The sequence below is a fragment of the Sphingomonas sp. M1-B02 genome (assembly GCF_026167525.1).
Taxonomy (GTDB): Bacteria; Pseudomonadota; Alphaproteobacteria; order Sphingomonadales; family Sphingomonadaceae; genus Sphingomonas.
On record NZ_CP110679.1, the window covers coordinates 1865037 to 1880459 of the forward strand.

Genomic DNA, 15423 nt, shown 5'->3' on the forward strand with positions numbered 1-15423 from the left:
TCTTTCTTATGTCGTCAGTGGCTGTCGCGCGGGATGCCCTTGGTCTGGGCGATCCGCTGATATTTGACCGCAGTTTCAAGCACCGCGCCAGTATCGAACTGGCCAACCAGATCGCGGTGAATTTCCTGCCAGGGGGTCTGCGATTCGGGGACATAGTCGATCGCGAGCGCCGCGCGGCGGCGTTCGATCTCGGCGGGCTCGACCAGCATATCGGCGGTGCGCTTGTTGAGATCGATGCGGATGCGATCGCCGGTCCGGACGATCGCGAGCCCACCCCCAACCGCCGCTTCGGGCGCGGCGTTGAGGATCGAGGGGCTGCCGCTGGTGCCCGACTGGCGTCCGTCGCCCAGGCAGGGGAGCGCGTGCACGCCCGCCTGGATCAGCGCGGTGGGCGGGCGCATGTTCACCACTTCGGCGCCGCCCGGATAGCCGACCGGGCCGGCGCCGCGCATGATCAGGATCGAATCGGTATCGATGCCGACCGCGGGATCGTCGATGCGACGGTGATAATCCTCGGGCCCGTCGAACACGACCGCGACGCCTTCGAACGCCTCGGGGTCGTCGGGATTGCTGAGATAGCGTGCGCGGAACTCGTCGGAGATCACGCTGAGCTTCATCACTGCATTGTCGAACAGATTGCCCGAGAGGACGGTGAGCCCCGCGGCGGTCTTCATCGGCGCGTCGAGCGGGAAGATGACGTCGGGATCCTCGCTCTCGGACGTCGCGACATTGTCGGCGACCGTCTTGCCGTTGACGGTGAGCGCGGTGCCGTCGATCAGCCCGGCGCGGAGCAATTGCCCCATCACCGCGGGGACCCCGCCGGCGCGATAGAAATCCTCGCCGAGATATTTGCCGGCGGGCTGGAGGTTGACCACCAGCGGGATATCCGAGCCATGCTCCTCCCAGTCGGCGAGGCTGAGCTCGACGCCGATGTGGCGGGCGATCGCGTTCAGGTGGATCGGCGCGTTGGTCGATCCGCCGATCGCGGAATTGACGCGGATCGCGTTCAGGAAGGCGGCGCGGGTCAGCACGTCGCTCGGCTTGCGGTCATTGAGCGTCATCTCGACGATCTGGAGCCCGGTGCGATAGGCATTCTCCTGCCGGTCGCGATAGGGCGCGGGGATCGCCGCCGAGCCGGGCAGCGACATGCCGAGCGCTTCGCACAGCGAGTTCATCGTCGTCGCGGTGCCCATCGTGTTGCACCAGCCGGTGGAAGGCGCCGAGGAAGCGACGAGCTTGAGGAAGCCCTGATAGTCGATCTCGCCCGCCGCGAGCATCTCGCGCGCTTTCCACACGATCGTGCCCGATCCGGTGCGCTCGCCCTTGAACCAGCCGTTGAGCATCGGCCCGACCGACAGCGCGATGGCGGGGATGTTCACGGTGGCGGCGGCCATCAGGCAGGCCGGCGTGGTCTTGTCGCAGCCGATCGTCAGCACGACGCCGTCCATCGGATAGCCGTAGATCGATTCGACCAGGCTCAGATAGCTGAGGTTGCGGTCGAGCCCCGCGGTGGGGCGCTTGCCGGTTTCCTGGATCGGATGGGTCGGGAATTCGAGCGCGATGCCGCCGGCGTCGCGAATGCCCTCGCGGACGCGATCGGCCAGCACGAGATGGTGGCGGTTGCACGGCACGAGATCGCTGCCCGTCTGGGCGATGCCGATGATCGGCCGACCCGACTGGATTTCCTCGAGGCTGATGCCGAAGTTCAGATAACGCTCGACATAGAGCGCGGTCATGTCGGGATTGGCGGGGTTATCGAACCAGGCACGCGATCTGAACTTCGGCCATTTGCCGTTCGAACCAATTTCCGCGTCGTTCATTCGTCTCTCCAAGGGCGTCGCGCCCGATCCAGCCCGCCATTGCGCGGGCGGTGCCAGCGGGGTTGATACCGCTACCGCCTGGCAATAGGAACCATATTATCGTATAAAAGAGAGAGGGCGCTTCATGGCAGTTTCGCGGATCCGGCTGGGGCTGGTGGGCATCGGGAAGATTGCGCGCGATCAGCATCTCCCCGCGCTTGCCGCGGACGACCGATTCGAACTGGTCGCCACAGCCAGCCGCAATGCACGGCTCGACGACGTGCCCGGCTATGGCGACGTGGCCGAGATGATCGCGGCGGTGCCCGATCTCGATGCGGTCTCGCTCTGCACCCCGCCCGACGGACGCTACGAGCAGGCGGCGGCGGCGATCGATGCCGGGCTGCACGTGATGCTGGAAAAGCCGCCCACAGCCACGCTCTCCGAGATTTTCGCGCTGGCCGAGCGGGCGCGGGACAAGGGCGTGGTGCTGTTCACCACCTGGCATTCGCGCGAGGCGGCGGGAGTCGATCCGGCGCGCGACTGGTTGCGCGACAAGCGCATCGACGCGGTGCGAATCGCGTGGCGCGAGGATATCCGCCGCTGGCATCCGGGGCAGGAATGGATCCTGGCGGCGGGCGGCTTCGGGGTTTTCGATCCCGGCATCAACGCGCTCTCGATCGCGACCAAGATATTGCCCGATCCGCTGCTGCTCGACAGCGCCTGGATGGACGTGCCCGAGGGCCGCGCCGCGCCGCTGGCGGCGGGAATGGCGATGCGCTCGGGCGCTGCGAAGGTCGAGGTGGCGCTCGATTTCCTGCAGACCGGGCCGCAGACCTGGGACATCGAGGTGGATACCGATGCGGGCATGCTGAAGCTCGGCATGGGCGGGAGCATCCTTCAGCTTCCAGGCGAAGCCGAGCGCAAGCAGCCGGACCGCGAATATCCGCGGCTCTATGCGCGCTTCGCTGAATTGGTGGCGCGGGGGGAAAGCGACGTCGATGTGCGGCCGCTGCAGATCGTCGCGGACGCTTTCATGCTGGCGGAACGGCGGGTGACCGAGGCTTTTGCGTTCTGAGGGGGGCTCCCCTACCCCCTTCATTCCGTCATCCCGGCGAAGGCCGGGTTCCAGGGTCACAGGCGACACGGCAGAGTAACTCTGGATCCCGGCCTTCGCCGGGATGACGGACAAGGTGGATGAAGCGCACCCGTCAATCGCGCGACGGATCGAAATCCGGTTTCGCCGCCCGGACATAGGCTTCCCACGCCTTGCGCGTCTGGAAGTCCGGGCTCTTGCTCCACGTCGCGCCCATATAATAGACGAACGGCTTGCCCGGCGTCTGGCGGACGAGGACCAGATGGTCGCTGCTGTCCTGCCCGACTCGCTCGATCGTCTTGGGATCAATCAGCAGCGCCAGGCCCATCACGCCCTGCTCGGCGTCGGCGGGGCCCCACCAGGTGAATATGCCGCGTGCCACGTCGGCGGTGAAGGTGCCGGGCTTGGCGCCGGCATGCGGCAGCCGGGCGAGGCCGATCGCCACCGTCAGCGGATCGGGCTTGTCGGACTGCAGGGTCGAGGTCATCCGCGTGAAGTTGGTGCCCATCGGCAGGCTGAAACGGCGCGTTTCCCAGACTTTCCGGACGACATCGACCGGCCAAGGGGCATAATCGACTTCGAAGCGGGCGACGTCGGGCCCGTTCTTCAGGATGCGGACGGCGCGATAGTTGCGCGAGGCCCAGAGCTTGTTGTCGTGCCAGATGCCGAGCCCGCCGGCGCCGCGCGCGGTGCCGACATTGTAGAAATCGAGTCCCTCGCCGTGAAAGCCATGCTGGTCGCCGGTCTGGAGCTGGCGCTCCATGAAGGGATAGCGGACATTCTTGCCCCAGGCGTCGATCCCGCTGCTCGACGGCGGTTCCTTCGTCTCGAGCGGGCGACCGTAGATGCGGTGCGCGGTGCGGTCATTCTCCCAGAGGAGATCGTCGTAGCGATAGGGCGCGACCACCACCGAGGCGCGCGGGGTCTTGTCGGCCGCTTCCGCCATCGGTTTGCGGTCCTGCCCGGGCGCGGCGCCGGGCAAAGCGGCGATCGCCAGCGACATGAGCAGAAAGGCCTTGCGCATCATTCTCTCCCGGTTGGCTTTGGCCAATGGCTATCGCGCGCCCCGGAGCTGCACAAGCGACTGTTGTTACCGGTTACCACATCGGTATGAATGGCGAAAATGCCGGAGAGGAACCCCATGACGCTGCGTATCGCCACAGCCCTGCTCCTGTCGGCATCGGGAGCATCGACGGCGCCCGCCGCCCCGCCCCAGTCGCACGCTGCGGCGCAGACCAGCCCTGCGATCGAGCAGGCGACCCGGCTGGCGCGATGGCAGCTCGCGCGGATGAACGATCCCAGCCTGATCGCGCGCGCCGGCGGCGAGACGCGCAACCCGCGGGCGTGGGAGCAGGCGGCATTCTGGGTGGGGATGACCGCCCTCGCCGATCATGGCGCGTCGCCCGATATCGCCAAGGCGATCCTCGACATGGGCCGCGCCAACGCATGGAAGCCGGCCGCTCGGCCCTATCACGCCGACGATCACGCGATCACGCAGAGCTATTTATGGGCGGCCCGGAATGGCGCGGGAACCGCGGCGCTGCGTCCGACCAAGGCGACGTTCGATCACGTCCTCGCCAATCCGCCGCGGGTGACGCTGGCCTTCACCGTGCCGCCCAAAGGCGGGTATAACGCCACCGAATGCCTAAAGCGCTGGTGCTGGTGCGACGCCTTGTTCATGGCCCCGCCGGCGATGCTCGAATTGTCGCGCCAGACCGGGGATCGCCGCTACCGCGACTATGCGATCCGCGAAACCTGGGCGACGGTCAACTTCCTCTACGATCCCGCCGAGCGCCTCTTCTACCGCGACAGCCGCTTCTTCGATCGGCGCGACGCCAAGGAGCGGAAGATGTTCTGGAGCCGGGGCAATGGCTGGGTGGTCGCCGGGCTGGCGCTGATGATCCCCAAGCTGCCCAAAAGCGATCCCGAGCGAGGCAAGCTGGAGGCGTTGTTCGTCGAGATGGCGGCCAAGGTGAAGGCGACGCAGAAGCCCGATGGCTATTGGGCGCCCTCGCTGCTGGCGCCGGAGGAGTCGCCGCCCGAATCGAGCGGGACGGGTTTCTTCACCTACGGCCTGGCCTGGGGGGTGAAGGCGGGGCTGCTGCCGCGCGCGGAATACGAGCCCGCGATCCGCAAGGGCTGGGCCGCACTCGAGCGGTCGATCCAGCCCGATGGGCGGCTCGGCTATGTCCAGCAGGTGAGCGACCAGCCCGAACATGTCCTGGCGACCGACACCCAATATTATGGCGTGGGCGCCTTCCTGCTCGCGGCGACCGCGGTGGCCGACCTGAAGCTCGATCGTTGATGCTGCGGTTCGCGCTGGCACTCTGCTGGTGCGTGCCGGCGGCGGCGCAGGAGGTGTCGGCGATCGATCGGGTGTGGGCCGGGCATCCGGTCGACTTCGCGCTGGTGGTGACCGAGGAGCGGATCTTCGTCGGCTATTACGACGCGGCCCGCCAGCTGAGCGTAGCCAGCCGGTCGCGCAAATCGGCCTGGTGGACCTATACTAGGCTGCCGAGCTGGACCGGCTGGGACAGCCACAACGCGATCGCGATGGCGGTGGACGCCGCGGGGCAACTCCACGTCGCGGCGAACATGCACAATGATCCGCTCGTCTATTTCCGCACGCGCACCGCCGGCGACGTGCGAACGCTGGAGCCCGCGCCGATGACCGGCGTCCGCGAGAGGAGCGTGACCTATCCGGTCTTTTTGAAGGATGCGGGCGGGCGGCTGATCTTCAAATATCGCGACGGCGGCAGCGGGCGGGGTGCGGAACTCTACAATGTGCTCGAAGGGGGGAAGTGGCGCCGATTGCTCGACACGCCGCTGGCCGATGGCGAGGGCAAGCGCAGCGCCTATTTCGTCGGACCGACCTTGGGCCCCGACGGCTATTTCCATCTCGCCTGGATGTGGCGCGACACCCCCGATGCGACGACCAACCACGACCTGTCCTACGCCCGCAGCCGCGATCTGGTGCGCTGGGAGCGGTCGGACGGGACGCCGCTGGCGCTGCCGATCCGGCTGGGGGACGCCGAGGTCGTCGATCCCGTGCCCGTGCGCTCGGGCATGATCAATAACAACAGCGTGGTGGGGTTCGACGGCGCGGGCCGGACGACGATCAGCTTCCACAAGTATGACTCGGCCGGGAATACGCAGGTCTATCTGGCGCGGCGAGAAGATCGCGGCTGGTGCGTGGTGCAGGCCAGCGACTGGACGGGGTTTCGCTGGGAGTTTGGCGGCAATGGCTCGCTCGACTTCCGGCTCCACGTCGGCGGCGCGGTGGCGGAGGGGAAGCTGCTGCGGGTGCCGGTGGTGCGCGACGGCGAGGCTTCGGACCTGCTGCTGGACGGTGTGACGCTGGCCCGGCTTGGGGAACGGGCGGTTGCGAGCGAGGCGGCACCGGCGGGGATGCAGCTGAACCGGGTCAACGACCCGTCCGGGATTGCGCTCACCTGGCTGACCTTGCCGCCGAACCGTGACTTGCCGCGCGAGAATGTGCCGGAGTCGAGCGTGCTGCGGCTCACCATTCCCAACTAACCGCCGTGAGGATCAGCACTCCACCTTGCGCTCGGTCGGCGTGTGCGGCTGGACGCAAGGGTGGGTCGGATAGCCCTCGAGGTCGAGCTCGGTCGCCTCGCGGATCACCTCCACCGAGTCCCCCGTGTCGCGCATCTCGTAGAGCTTGCCGAGCGCGAAGGTGAAGGGGCGGTGGAGGACCATCATCAGCCGGCCGTCGAACGCGCGGAACAGCATGCCGTGGCCGCTGTCGCGGCGGACCAGTGGCGCGAGCTGCTCCCAGGGCCCCTCGAGCTTGCCCGATTTCGAGCGGGCGATCGACTGGACATAGCCGCGCTCGCCATAGCTCGACCAGAGCATGACCAGGCTGCCGTTCGAGGTGCGATGGAATTCGGGGCCGTCGGTGACGAAGACGCTGGTGCCGTCGGGCTGGAGCTGGCCCTTCGCCCAGGGAGCCTCATTGGCACGGAACAGGATGCGCGGCTTGCCGATCGCGGCGAGATCGTCGTCTAGCGGAATCGCCTCGATCGTGCCCACCGTCGTCTGCAGCCATTCATGCGCATAGACCAGCCAGGGCTTGCCCGCGGGATCGACGTGGAGCGTGCCGTCCAGCGTCATCCGTTCCTTGGGCGCGATCGGCTCGCCGTTCCGCACGACGCGGTACGGGCCGTCGACCTTGTCGGCGACCGCCAGGATGGTGCCGCGGCGATAGAGCGGGCGCTTTCCGTTGGCCGGGAGCGGCATCGCCTCGTTGTGGAAGGTGGTGAAGAGGTACCATTTGCCCTTCCACGCATGGACCTCCGGCGCCCAGGAGCCCTCCTTCGCCCAAGTCCCCTCGGGCAGCGCGAAGACGACGCGCGGGCGGGTCCAATGCTTCAGATCCTTGCTGGTATAGACCATCGTGCCGAGGCGGCGATCGCCGCTCATCGCCGCCTGGTTGCGGGTGAAGAGATGGTAGGTCTTCGTCGTCTCGTCGGCGACGATGAAGGGGTCGTGGAGCTGCATCTGGGGGAGCAGCAACGGGGCTTCGGGCGGCGCGGGTTGGGCGGCGGCGGGAATGGCGAACAGCAGTGCCAGCGCCAGGAATATGATTCTGAACAACGCTCGTTCCTTTTCTCATCGTCATCCCCGCGAAGGCGGGGATCCAGGGTCACGGGCTGCGGTCTTTGTGGCTCTGGATCCCCCCCTTCGCGGGGATGACGGACGTTAGAGTGTCGTTTGACGCCCGGCTTCGATCTGCTCGAGCGACTTGCCTTCGTTGCGCGGGGCCCAGGCCACCCCAATCACCCCGCTGACGACCAGGAAGCCGGTGAGGATCCAGGCGAGGGTGGTGAAATCATAGGCCGCGAGCGTCGGCACCGCGAGGCTCCAGATGCCGAGTCCGACGCGGACCACCGCGAAGGTGAGCCCCTGCGCGGTCGAGCGGATCGCGGTGGGGAACATCTCCGCCGACCAGAGCTGGAAGAAGCTCTGCGCGCCGAAGCCGCCGGCCACGCCCATGATGATGACGTGGAGCACGACCACCTCCAGCTTGAAGCCGAAGATCGCGAGCAGCGCCATGCCGACGACGTGGAGCACCGCCGAAATGCCGAACAGCAGCCGCTGGTTGACCCGGTCCGACAGCGTCATGAAGATGCCGAGGATCGAGAACATGCCGATCAGGAAATAAGAGGCGGGCAGCATCGTCGCGGTCCAGGCCGGGAGATTGTTCTGCTCGATCAGATAGGGCGTGAAGAAGCCGTTATACCCCGCCCACAGGTTCCAGAAGCCGTACATCGAGGCGAGGAACAGCATCGAGCGCAGATAGAGCGGGCTGAACAATTCGCGCCAGCCGCGGCTGAGCGCCTGGCCGGCGCTGATCGCCTGCGCTTCCTCCCAGCGCTGCGATTCCTGCATCCGCGAGCGCAGGAAGGTCAGCGCGATCGCCAGCACCGCGAGATGCGCGAACAGCCAGCGGATGCCGGTGATTCCCCAGGGCTGGAGGAAATAGGCCGAGACCAGGACGACCACCGGGCCGAGATACCAGAGCAATTGCGCGACGCCCGAATGCGCGCCGCGCTTTTTGTCGGGCGCCTGCTCGGCGATCAGCGACCAGGATGCGGGGATGTCCGCGCCGACCGCGAGGCCGACGAGGACGAAGCCCAGCACGATCATCCACGGCGCCGAGGCGAAGACCAGGAAGGCCATGCCGAACGCGTAGAAGAGCATGTCGTACTGGTAGATCTTCTTGCGGCCGAACTTGTCGCACAGGATGCCGCCGATCAGCGCGCCGACCCCGGCGGAAATGGCGTTGGCGCTGAACGCGCCGATCAGGCCGATGAAGCCGTCCGACAGGCCGTATATCTCTTTCCACAATGCCAGCGCGACCGAGCCCGCGACGATGCTGCCGGCGTCGATATAGTTTGCGAGGCCGGCGAGGATCGTGTTGCGCCATTTGTGATCGGGGGCGGCGCTCATTTTAGACGTCCAGTCCAAGGCGATAGATGCGGTTTGCGTTGCGCGCCCACAGCGCGCGGCGCTCGTCTTCGCTGAAATCGGCGCTGATCTCGGCATAGGCATCGAGATGCCGGGCGAAGCTGCCGAAGAGCTTGTCCGTCGGGAAATCGCTCGCGAACATCGCGCGATCGGTGCCGAACAGGTCGATCGCCTCGCGGATATAGGGCCGCGCCTGATCCAGCGTCCAGGGGCGGTGGGTGAAGCCGAGCCCCGAAAGCTTGGTCGCAACGTTGGGGAGCGCGGCAAGCGCGGCCATGCCGCTGCGCCACTGCTCCCATTCGCCGGGGACCGCCATGCCGCTATGGTTGATGATGACCTGGGTCTCGGGATGACGCTCGATCAGTTTTGCCAGGCCGGGGAACTGGCCCGGATAGGCCTGGAGGTCGAAGCTCAGCCCATATTTGGCGAGCAGGCCGAAGCCCCTGCCCCATGCTTCGTCCTGGGTGACATCGCGGTGCGTGTAGCTTCGGCGCGGATCGGGATGCCAGTTGACGATGTGGCGGATGCCGCGGACGTTGGGATGCGCGGCATGCGCTTCGAGCAGCGCTTCCACATCTGGATCGTCGAGCGCGGCGAAGGCGACGATCGCATTGGGCATGCCGCGCGCGTCGGCCATGTCCTGCAGCCATTCGGTCTCGGCGAGCGTGGCGGAGGCTTCGGCGCCGGCATCGACATGGACGATCCCGCGCACGTCCCAGCCCGCGGCATCGGCGCGGTAGTCGTCGAGCAGATAGGTCTTGGCGATGGCCTCTACGCTGCCATTGGGGCCGTCGTCGGCGAAAGGCGGGGTAAGCCAGGGATAGGCGATGCGGTCGAGGTCCCACAGATGCACATGCGCATCGATGAAAGGCAGATCGCTTGCCATTCGGTCCCCTCGCCTTCTTATTTCGTCATCCCCGCGCAGGCGGGGATCCAGAGTCGCGGGCGACGTCCTCTGCCACCCTGGATCCCCGCCTGCGCGGGGATGACGCGTTGGTGGTTAGTAGGTCGTCCGCCCGCCCGACGTGTCGAAGGTCGAGGCAGTGGTGAAACTGCATTCCTCGCTCGCCATGAACAGGATCATCGCGGCGCTTTCCTCGGCCTCGCCCAGCCGGCCCATCGGGATTTTCGAGCGCATATAATCGACCTGGCTCGGCGGCAGCTGTTCGAGGATCGGGCTCTCGAAGGTCGCCGGCGTCAGCGCGTTGGCGATGATGCCCTTCCCCGCAAGCTCCTTGCCCAGCGACTTGGTGAGGCCGATCACCCCCGCCTTCGACGCCGAATAGGCCGAGGCGTTGGGATTGCCTTCCTTGCCCGCGACCGAGGCGACGTTGACGATGCGGCCATAGCCGTTGGCGAGCATCACCGGGATCACTTCGCGGCAGCAATAAAAGAGGCCGTTGAGGTTGATGTCGATCACGCGCTGCCAGCTCTCGAGCGGGAATTCGTGCACCGGCACGGTCGCGCCGGTGATTCCCGCTGAGTTGACCAGCACGTCGATCCGGCCGAGCGCCGCGGCGCTCTCCTTGGCGGCTGCCGCGACCGCCGCGGGATCGGCGACGTCGAGCGCCACGGTGTGCGTCGCGCCGATCTCGTCAGCCGCCTTGGCAAGCGCCTCGCCATTCATGTCCCACAAGGCGACCTTGCCGCCCTCGGCGATGAAGCGACGCGCCACCGCGAGGCCGAGCCCCCCGGTGCCGCCGGTGATGACCGCGGTGCGGCCCTCGAAACGACCGGTATAGACGGTCATTCGGCCACCCATGCGACGAAGTCCTGGCGCTGCTCGCCGAGCTTCTCGATGCCGAGCGTGACGACGTCGCCTGCCTTCAGATACCAGGGCTCGGGCTTCTGGCCGAGGCCGACGCCGGGGGGCGTGCCGGTGGTGATGATGTCACCGGGCTCGAGCACCATGAATTGCGAGAGATAGGCGATGATCTGCGCGACGGTGAAGATCATCGTCTTGGTCGAACCGTCCTGCTTGCGCTCGCCGTTCACGTCGAGCCACATCGTCAGGTTCTGCGGATCGCCCACTTCATCGGACGTGACCAGCCAGGGGCCGACCGGGCCGAAGGTCGGGAAGCCCTTGCCCTTGTCCCAGGTCGCGCCGCGCTCGGTCTGCCAGTGGCGCTCGGACACGTCGTCGACCACGCAATAGCCGGCGACATAAGAAAGCGCGTCGGCTTCCTCGACATAGGAGGCGCGCTTGCCGATGATCACGCCCAGCTCGACTTCCCAGTCGGTCTTCTTGGAATCCCTGGGGATCGTCACCGGATCGTTGGGCCCCTGGATGCAGGTCACCCACTTCTGGAACACCACCGGCTCCTCGGGGATCGGCAGGTTCGATTCGGCGGCGTGATCGGCATAGTTCAGTCCGATCGCGACGAACTGGCGGGTGCCGGTGACGCAGGCGCCGTAGCGCGGATTGCCTTCGACCTTGGGCAGCGACGCGGGGTCGATTGCGGCGAGCCTGGCAAGGCCCTCGGGCGAGATTTCGGCGGGGCCGAGATCGGCGATGATGCCGGACAGGTCGCGGATCGCGCCGTCGGCGTCGACCAGGCCGGGGCGTTCGCTGCCGACGGGTCCAAATCTGCAGAGTTTCATGGGGTCTGGTCTTCTCTCTGGATCAATGGGTGTAGGGACGGTGCATCGGCAGATCGCGGTTGAGCTCGACGCCGAAGCCGGGCTTGTCGAGCGCGCTGACCTTGAGCCGGCCCCCTTCGGGCACGGGCTCGCCGATCAATTGCGGGTGGAACATCGGCACCACTTCGGTCGGCCCCGGATGCATCATCAGGAATTCGGCGAAGGGCGAATTATGGCGGGTGATAACGAAGTGATAGCTGTAAACCGACGAGCCGTGCGGCACGACCATCTTGCCATGCGCATCGGCGAGCGCACTGATCTTGAGCAATTCGGTCACGCCGCCGCACCAGCCCACATCGGGCTGGATGATGTCGCAGCAGTCCATCTCGAGCAGCATGCGGAAGCCCCAGCGAGTCGCCTCATGCTCGCCGGTCGTGACCAATAGCCCCTTCGGCGCGTTGCGCTTCAATTCGGCATAGCCCCAATAATCGTCGGGGCTGATCGCCTCCTCGATCCATTTGAGGCCGCATTCGTTGTACGCGCGGTGCGCCAGGCGGGTGGCATATTCGACGTCGAGCGCCATCCAGCAATCGAGCATCAGCCAGAAATCGTCGCCGACCTTGCTGCGCATGTCGGCGAGCGTGGCGATATTCTTGTGCATCCCCTCCAGGCCCTCGGCGGGGCCGTGGTGGAGCGCCATCTTGCCGCCGATGAAGCCGAGTTCCTTGGCCACGTCGGGACGCGCGCCGGTCGCGTAGAATTGCAGCTCGTCGCGCACCGCGCCGCCGAGCATCTGATAGACCGGCTCGCCGCGCAGCTTGCCGAGCAGGTCCCACAAAGCGAGATCGACGCCTGAAATGGCGTTCACGACCAGGCCCTTGCGGCCATAATATTGGGTCGAGAAATACATCTGGTCCCAGATCTTCTCGACTTCGCGCGGATCGCGGCCCTCGAGGAAGCGGGCGAGATGCTTTTCGACGATGAAGCAGGCCGGCTCGCCGCCGGTGGTCACCGCGAAGCCGATCGTGCCGTCCTCGGCCTCGATCTCGACCACCAAGGTGCCGAGCACGTTGATGCCGAAGCTCTGGCGCGACTGGCGATAGTCGGGATATTTGGACATCGGCGTCGCGATATGATCGTCGATCCAGTGGTCGCCGCCCTGATCGTGATAATCGGCCCCGCCGCCCCGTACGGTGAAGGCCCGCACATGCTTGATCCGCGAAAGTCCCGCTGAAGCCACGCTGCTGATCTCCTAAGGGGCCGCGCGTACCAGATGTGCGACCCACGTTCGACTATGTGAAAATTCTGGCGCAGCGCATACCATCATGTGATATGCGCGCGTCCGACACTGATGTTGGTGGGATTTGGAGCCTTCAAGCTCCCGCACTGCAAGCCCCTCCCGATGCTTTACTTTCTCACTTTATGGGATAGGATGTTATGAGATGAGACGCGACACGTCAAACGCTGAATCGGAAATCCCGGACGCGCCGGCCCCGAAAGTCACGGGCAGCCAGACGCTGGTCCGCGGGCTCGACATGCTCGACAAGGTGATCGACGGCCCGGTCAAGCTGGCCGAACTCTCGGCGCGAATGAGCCTGACGCGTTCGACCACGCACCGGCTGGCCAACGCGCTGATCGACCGCGGCTTCCTCACTTATCTGCCGCGCGACGGCTATCAGCTCGGTCCCAAGCTCATCCAGCTCGGCTTCCTGGCGCAGAGCCAGGCCGACATCGTCCAGATCGCCCGCCCGCGGATGGAGGATCTCGCCGCCCGCACCGAGGATACGGTCCACCTGGGCCGGATGGACGGCGATCTGGCGCTCTATCTCGACAAGATCCCCGGGCGCCGCCGCGTCGAGATTTCGAGCCGGATCGGCGATCGCCAGCCGCTCACCTCGACCGGGCTCGGCAAGGCGCTCCTGGTCGATGCGAGCGAAGCCGAATGGGAGCGGCTGTTCGTCGCCGACCAGTCGCACGGCGCGCCGCGCGCCGATCGCACGATCTGGTTCGATCGGATGCGCGGCTATGCCGACCAGGGCCACGCCTTCGATCTCGAGGAGAATGAGGATCTGATCCGCTGCGTCGCCGCGCCGGTGCGCGACGTATCGGGCAAGATCGTCGCCGCGATCAGCGTGTCGAGCGCGGCGCAATATATGGACGACGATCGCATGTCCGAGCTCAGCAGCGAGGTCCGCGAGACCGCGCAGAAGATCAGCACCGATCTGGGCTGGAGCCCCGACGTGCGGGGCCCGCGACGCCTGCGCAGATAGTTTCCAAGGAGAGCCTGTAGTGAAGTTGTTGGAAGGCAAGACCGTGCTCGTCACGGGCGCATCGACGGGGATCGGCCGCGCCGCGGCGATCGGCGCGGCACAGGCCGGCGCCGATGTCGCGATCAACTATCACAGCCGCGATGCCGATGCCGAGGCCTGCGTCGCCGCGATCGAGGCGGCCGGGCAGCGCGGCATCGCGGTGAAGGGCGACGTCGCCGATCCGGCGACCGCGGCCGATTTCGTCGCGAAGGCGGTCGAGGCGTTCGGCAAGGTCGACGTGATGGTTTCGAACGCCGGCATCTGCCCCTTCCATAGCTTCCTCGACATGCCCGTCGAGGTGGTCGACCGGACGGTGCAGGTGAACCTGCTCGGCGGCTATTATATGTGCCAGGCAGCGGCGCGGCAGATGGTGGCGCAGGGGAATGGCGGCGCGATCGTCGCGGTCTCCTCGATCTCGGCCCTGGTCGGCGGCGAATTCCAGACGCACTACACCCCCACCAAGGCAGGGCTCCATTCGCTGATGCAGTCGGCGGCGATCGCGCTCGGCAAGCACGGCATCCGCTGCAATTCGGTGCTGCCCGGCACGATCCTCACCGAGATCAACAAGGACGATCTCGCCGACGCGGCGAAGCGCGAATATATGGAAAAGCGCATCCCGCTCGGCCGGCTGGGCGAGGCCGAGGATCTGGCGGGGCCGATCGTCTTCCTGGCGTCCGACATGGCCGCCTATGTCACCGGCGCGGCATTGCTGGTCGACGGCGGCGCGTTCGTGAACCTGCAATGAGGGCGCTGCTGGCCGTCACTGCAAGCCTGCTCGCCGTCGCCGCGCCCGCGCTGGCCCAGACCCCCGCACCGTCGCGCATCTTCATCGCCAGCGATTCGACAGCGGCGGATTATGCGCCTGGCCGCTATCCGCAGATGGGCTGGGGGATGATGCTCAAATGCGGGCTCGCGCCCGGCGTCGAGATCGTCAACCGTGCACGCGGCGGGCGCAGCACCCGCACCTTCATCGCCGAAGGACTGTGGGACGCGCTGCTCAAGGACGTGCGCGCCGGCGACACGGTGCTCATCCAGTTCGGGCACAACGATGCCAGCGTCTCGCGCCCCGAACGCTATGCCCCCGCGGCGACCGCCTATCGCGACAATCTGCTGCGGATGATCTGGGAGACGCGCGGCAAGGGTGCGTTCCCGGTCCTCGTGACCCCGCCGGCGCGGCGCTCGTTCGACGGCACCCGCGTGAAGGCCGATTTCGCCGAATATTCGCAAGTGATGCGCGATCTCGTGTTCACCACCGCGACACCGATGATCGACCTGGAGGCGCGCTCGCGCGACTGGGTCGGGCAAGCGGGAGTCGAGGGCTCGCGCAAATATTTCCTCCATTACCGCCCGGCGGACAAGGTCGCCGCCTTCCCGGAGGGAATCGCCGACGATACCCATTTCAGCGAACTCGGCGCGCGCGGGGTGGCGAACCTCGTTGCGCAGGAACTGAAGGGGCTGAAAGTGCCGGTGGCGGAACAGGTCCTCGCCGAACGGCCCGATCTCACGCGCAGCAGGCCGCTGGGCAGCGCCGCCTGCCGCTGAACCGGTGGTCTGCTAAATCGCTGAACTGACACCGGTTTCCGCAACGTGCGCGCGCCTGCCCGCGCGCGACTGTGGCCCTATTCCCACATTGCTCGGACAATAGCGAAAA

General features: G+C 66.6%; 14 protein-coding genes. 6 read left to right on the forward strand and 8 right to left on the reverse strand.

From position 1 onward, the window contains the following. Window positions 1-14: 14 nt before the first annotated feature. On the reverse strand, window positions 15-1820 hold the full coding sequence (locus OKW87_RS08930) for an IlvD/Edd family dehydratase (RefSeq protein ID WP_265538695.1): 1806 nt from the start codon (window positions 1818-1820) through the stop codon (window positions 15-17). Between the two features lie 124 nt (window positions 1821-1944). Between OKW87_RS08930 and OKW87_RS08935 the strand changes: the two genes are divergently transcribed. Further along, complete coding sequence (locus tag OKW87_RS08935; protein WP_265538696.1) at window positions 1945-2874, forward strand: Gfo/Idh/MocA family protein; 930 nt, start codon at window positions 1945-1947, stop codon at window positions 2872-2874. 133 nt (window positions 2875-3007) lie between these two features. Here OKW87_RS08935 and OKW87_RS08940 read toward each other — a convergent pair whose 3' ends face one another. After that, window positions 3008-3916: a DUF4861 family protein gene (locus tag OKW87_RS08940; RefSeq protein WP_265538698.1), complete on the reverse strand. Its 909-nt coding sequence runs from the start codon at window positions 3914-3916 to the stop codon at window positions 3008-3010. 117 nt (window positions 3917-4033) lie between these two features. Between OKW87_RS08940 and OKW87_RS08945 the strand changes: the two genes are divergently transcribed. After that, complete coding sequence (locus OKW87_RS08945) at window positions 4034-5197, forward strand: glycoside hydrolase family 88/105 protein (protein WP_265538700.1); 1164 nt, start codon at window positions 4034-4036, stop codon at window positions 5195-5197. Next, the gene (locus tag OKW87_RS08950) at window positions 5197-6429 is read left to right on the forward strand and encodes a BNR repeat-containing protein (RefSeq protein ID WP_265544069.1); all 1233 of its coding nucleotides are present in this window, start codon (window positions 5197-5199) and stop codon (window positions 6427-6429) included. The genes OKW87_RS08945 and OKW87_RS08950 overlap by 1 nt, the downstream gene beginning before the upstream one ends. A 12-nt stretch (window positions 6430-6441) precedes the next feature. Here the strand turns inward: OKW87_RS08950 and OKW87_RS08955 are convergent, their stop codons facing one another. The 6 genes from OKW87_RS08955 to rhmD all read right to left on the reverse strand — a co-directional run bounded on the left by OKW87_RS08955 (window position 6442) and on the right by rhmD (window position 12703). After that, on the reverse strand, window positions 6442-7509 hold the full coding sequence (locus tag OKW87_RS08955) for a glycoside hydrolase family 43 protein (protein WP_265538701.1): 1068 nt from the start codon (window positions 7507-7509) through the stop codon (window positions 6442-6444). A gap of 105 nt (window positions 7510-7614) precedes the next feature. Beyond that, window positions 7615-8865 (reverse strand): MFS transporter, encoded by a 1251-nt coding sequence (locus OKW87_RS08960; RefSeq protein ID WP_265538702.1) that lies wholly within the window; start codon window positions 8863-8865, stop codon window positions 7615-7617. A 1-nt stretch (window position 8866) separates the two neighbouring features. Beyond that, the gene (locus OKW87_RS08965) at window positions 8867-9769 is read right to left on the reverse strand and encodes an amidohydrolase family protein (RefSeq protein WP_265538705.1); all 903 of its coding nucleotides are present in this window, start codon (window positions 9767-9769) and stop codon (window positions 8867-8869) included. A gap of 114 nt (window positions 9770-9883) precedes the next feature. Next, window positions 9884-10633: an SDR family NAD(P)-dependent oxidoreductase gene (locus OKW87_RS08970; RefSeq protein ID WP_265538706.1), complete on the reverse strand. Its 750-nt coding sequence runs from the start codon at window positions 10631-10633 to the stop codon at window positions 9884-9886. Then, window positions 10630-11484, reverse strand: coding sequence for a fumarylacetoacetate hydrolase family protein (locus OKW87_RS08975; protein ID WP_265538708.1), 855 nt, complete (start codon window positions 11482-11484; stop codon window positions 10630-10632). Before OKW87_RS08975 ends, OKW87_RS08970 begins: the two co-directional genes overlap by 4 nt. 22 nt (window positions 11485-11506) lie before the next feature. After that, complete coding sequence (gene rhmD / locus OKW87_RS08980) at window positions 11507-12703, reverse strand: L-rhamnonate dehydratase (protein WP_265538710.1); 1197 nt, start codon at window positions 12701-12703, stop codon at window positions 11507-11509. Window positions 12704-12905: 202 nt separating this feature from the next. Between rhmD and OKW87_RS08985 the strand changes: the two genes are divergently transcribed. Genes OKW87_RS08985 through OKW87_RS08995 form a run of 3 tightly spaced genes read left to right on the forward strand, consistent with a single transcriptional unit; the run spans window position 12906 to window position 15314 of the window. Beyond that, window positions 12906-13733: an IclR family transcriptional regulator gene (locus tag OKW87_RS08985; protein WP_265538713.1), complete on the forward strand. Its 828-nt coding sequence runs from the start codon at window positions 12906-12908 to the stop codon at window positions 13731-13733. Window positions 13734-13752: 19 nt separating this feature from the next. Then, window positions 13753-14517 carry an SDR family NAD(P)-dependent oxidoreductase gene (locus OKW87_RS08990; RefSeq protein ID WP_265538715.1) on the forward strand — a complete coding sequence of 255 codons (765 nt, stop codon included), beginning with the start codon at window positions 13753-13755 and terminating at the stop codon, window positions 14515-14517. Then, window positions 14514-15314: a rhamnogalacturonan acetylesterase gene (locus OKW87_RS08995; RefSeq protein ID WP_265538716.1), complete on the forward strand. Its 801-nt coding sequence runs from the start codon at window positions 14514-14516 to the stop codon at window positions 15312-15314. The genes OKW87_RS08990 and OKW87_RS08995 overlap by 4 nt, the downstream gene beginning before the upstream one ends. Window positions 15315-15423: the final 109 nt, after the last annotated feature.

Bases quoted from the DNA above. Each gene is read 5' to 3' on its own strand.
- OKW87_RS08930 (WP_265538695.1), bottom strand. From the start codon at position 1,820: ATGAACGACGCGGAAATTGGTTCGAACGGCAAATGGCCGAAGTTCAGA.
- OKW87_RS08935 (WP_265538696.1), top strand. From the start codon at position 1,945: ATGGCAGTTTCGCGGATCCGGCTGGGGCTGGTGGGCATCGGGAAGATT.
- OKW87_RS08940 (WP_265538698.1), bottom strand. From the start codon at position 3,916: ATGCGCAAGGCCTTTCTGCTCATGTCGCTGGCGATCGCCGCTTTGCCC.
- OKW87_RS08945 (WP_265538700.1), top strand. From the start codon at position 4,034: ATGACGCTGCGTATCGCCACAGCCCTGCTCCTGTCGGCATCGGGAGCA.
- OKW87_RS08950 (WP_265544069.1), top strand. From the start codon at position 5,197: ATGCTGCGGTTCGCGCTGGCACTCTGCTGGTGCGTGCCGGCGGCGGCG.
- OKW87_RS08960 (WP_265538702.1), bottom strand. From the start codon at position 8,865: ATGAGCGCCGCCCCCGATCACAAATGGCGCAACACGATCCTCGCCGGC.
- OKW87_RS08965 (WP_265538705.1), bottom strand. From the start codon at position 9,769: ATGGCAAGCGATCTGCCTTTCATCGATGCGCATGTGCATCTGTGGGAC.
- OKW87_RS08970 (WP_265538706.1), bottom strand. From the start codon at position 10,633: ATGACCGTCTATACCGGTCGTTTCGAGGGCCGCACCGCGGTCATCACC.
- OKW87_RS08975 (WP_265538708.1), bottom strand. From the start codon at position 11,484: ATGAAACTCTGCAGATTTGGACCCGTCGGCAGCGAACGCCCCGGCCTG.
- OKW87_RS08985 (WP_265538713.1), top strand. From the start codon at position 12,906: ATGAGACGCGACACGTCAAACGCTGAATCGGAAATCCCGGACGCGCCG.
- OKW87_RS08995 (WP_265538716.1), top strand. From the start codon at position 14,514: ATGAGGGCGCTGCTGGCCGTCACTGCAAGCCTGCTCGCCGTCGCCGCG.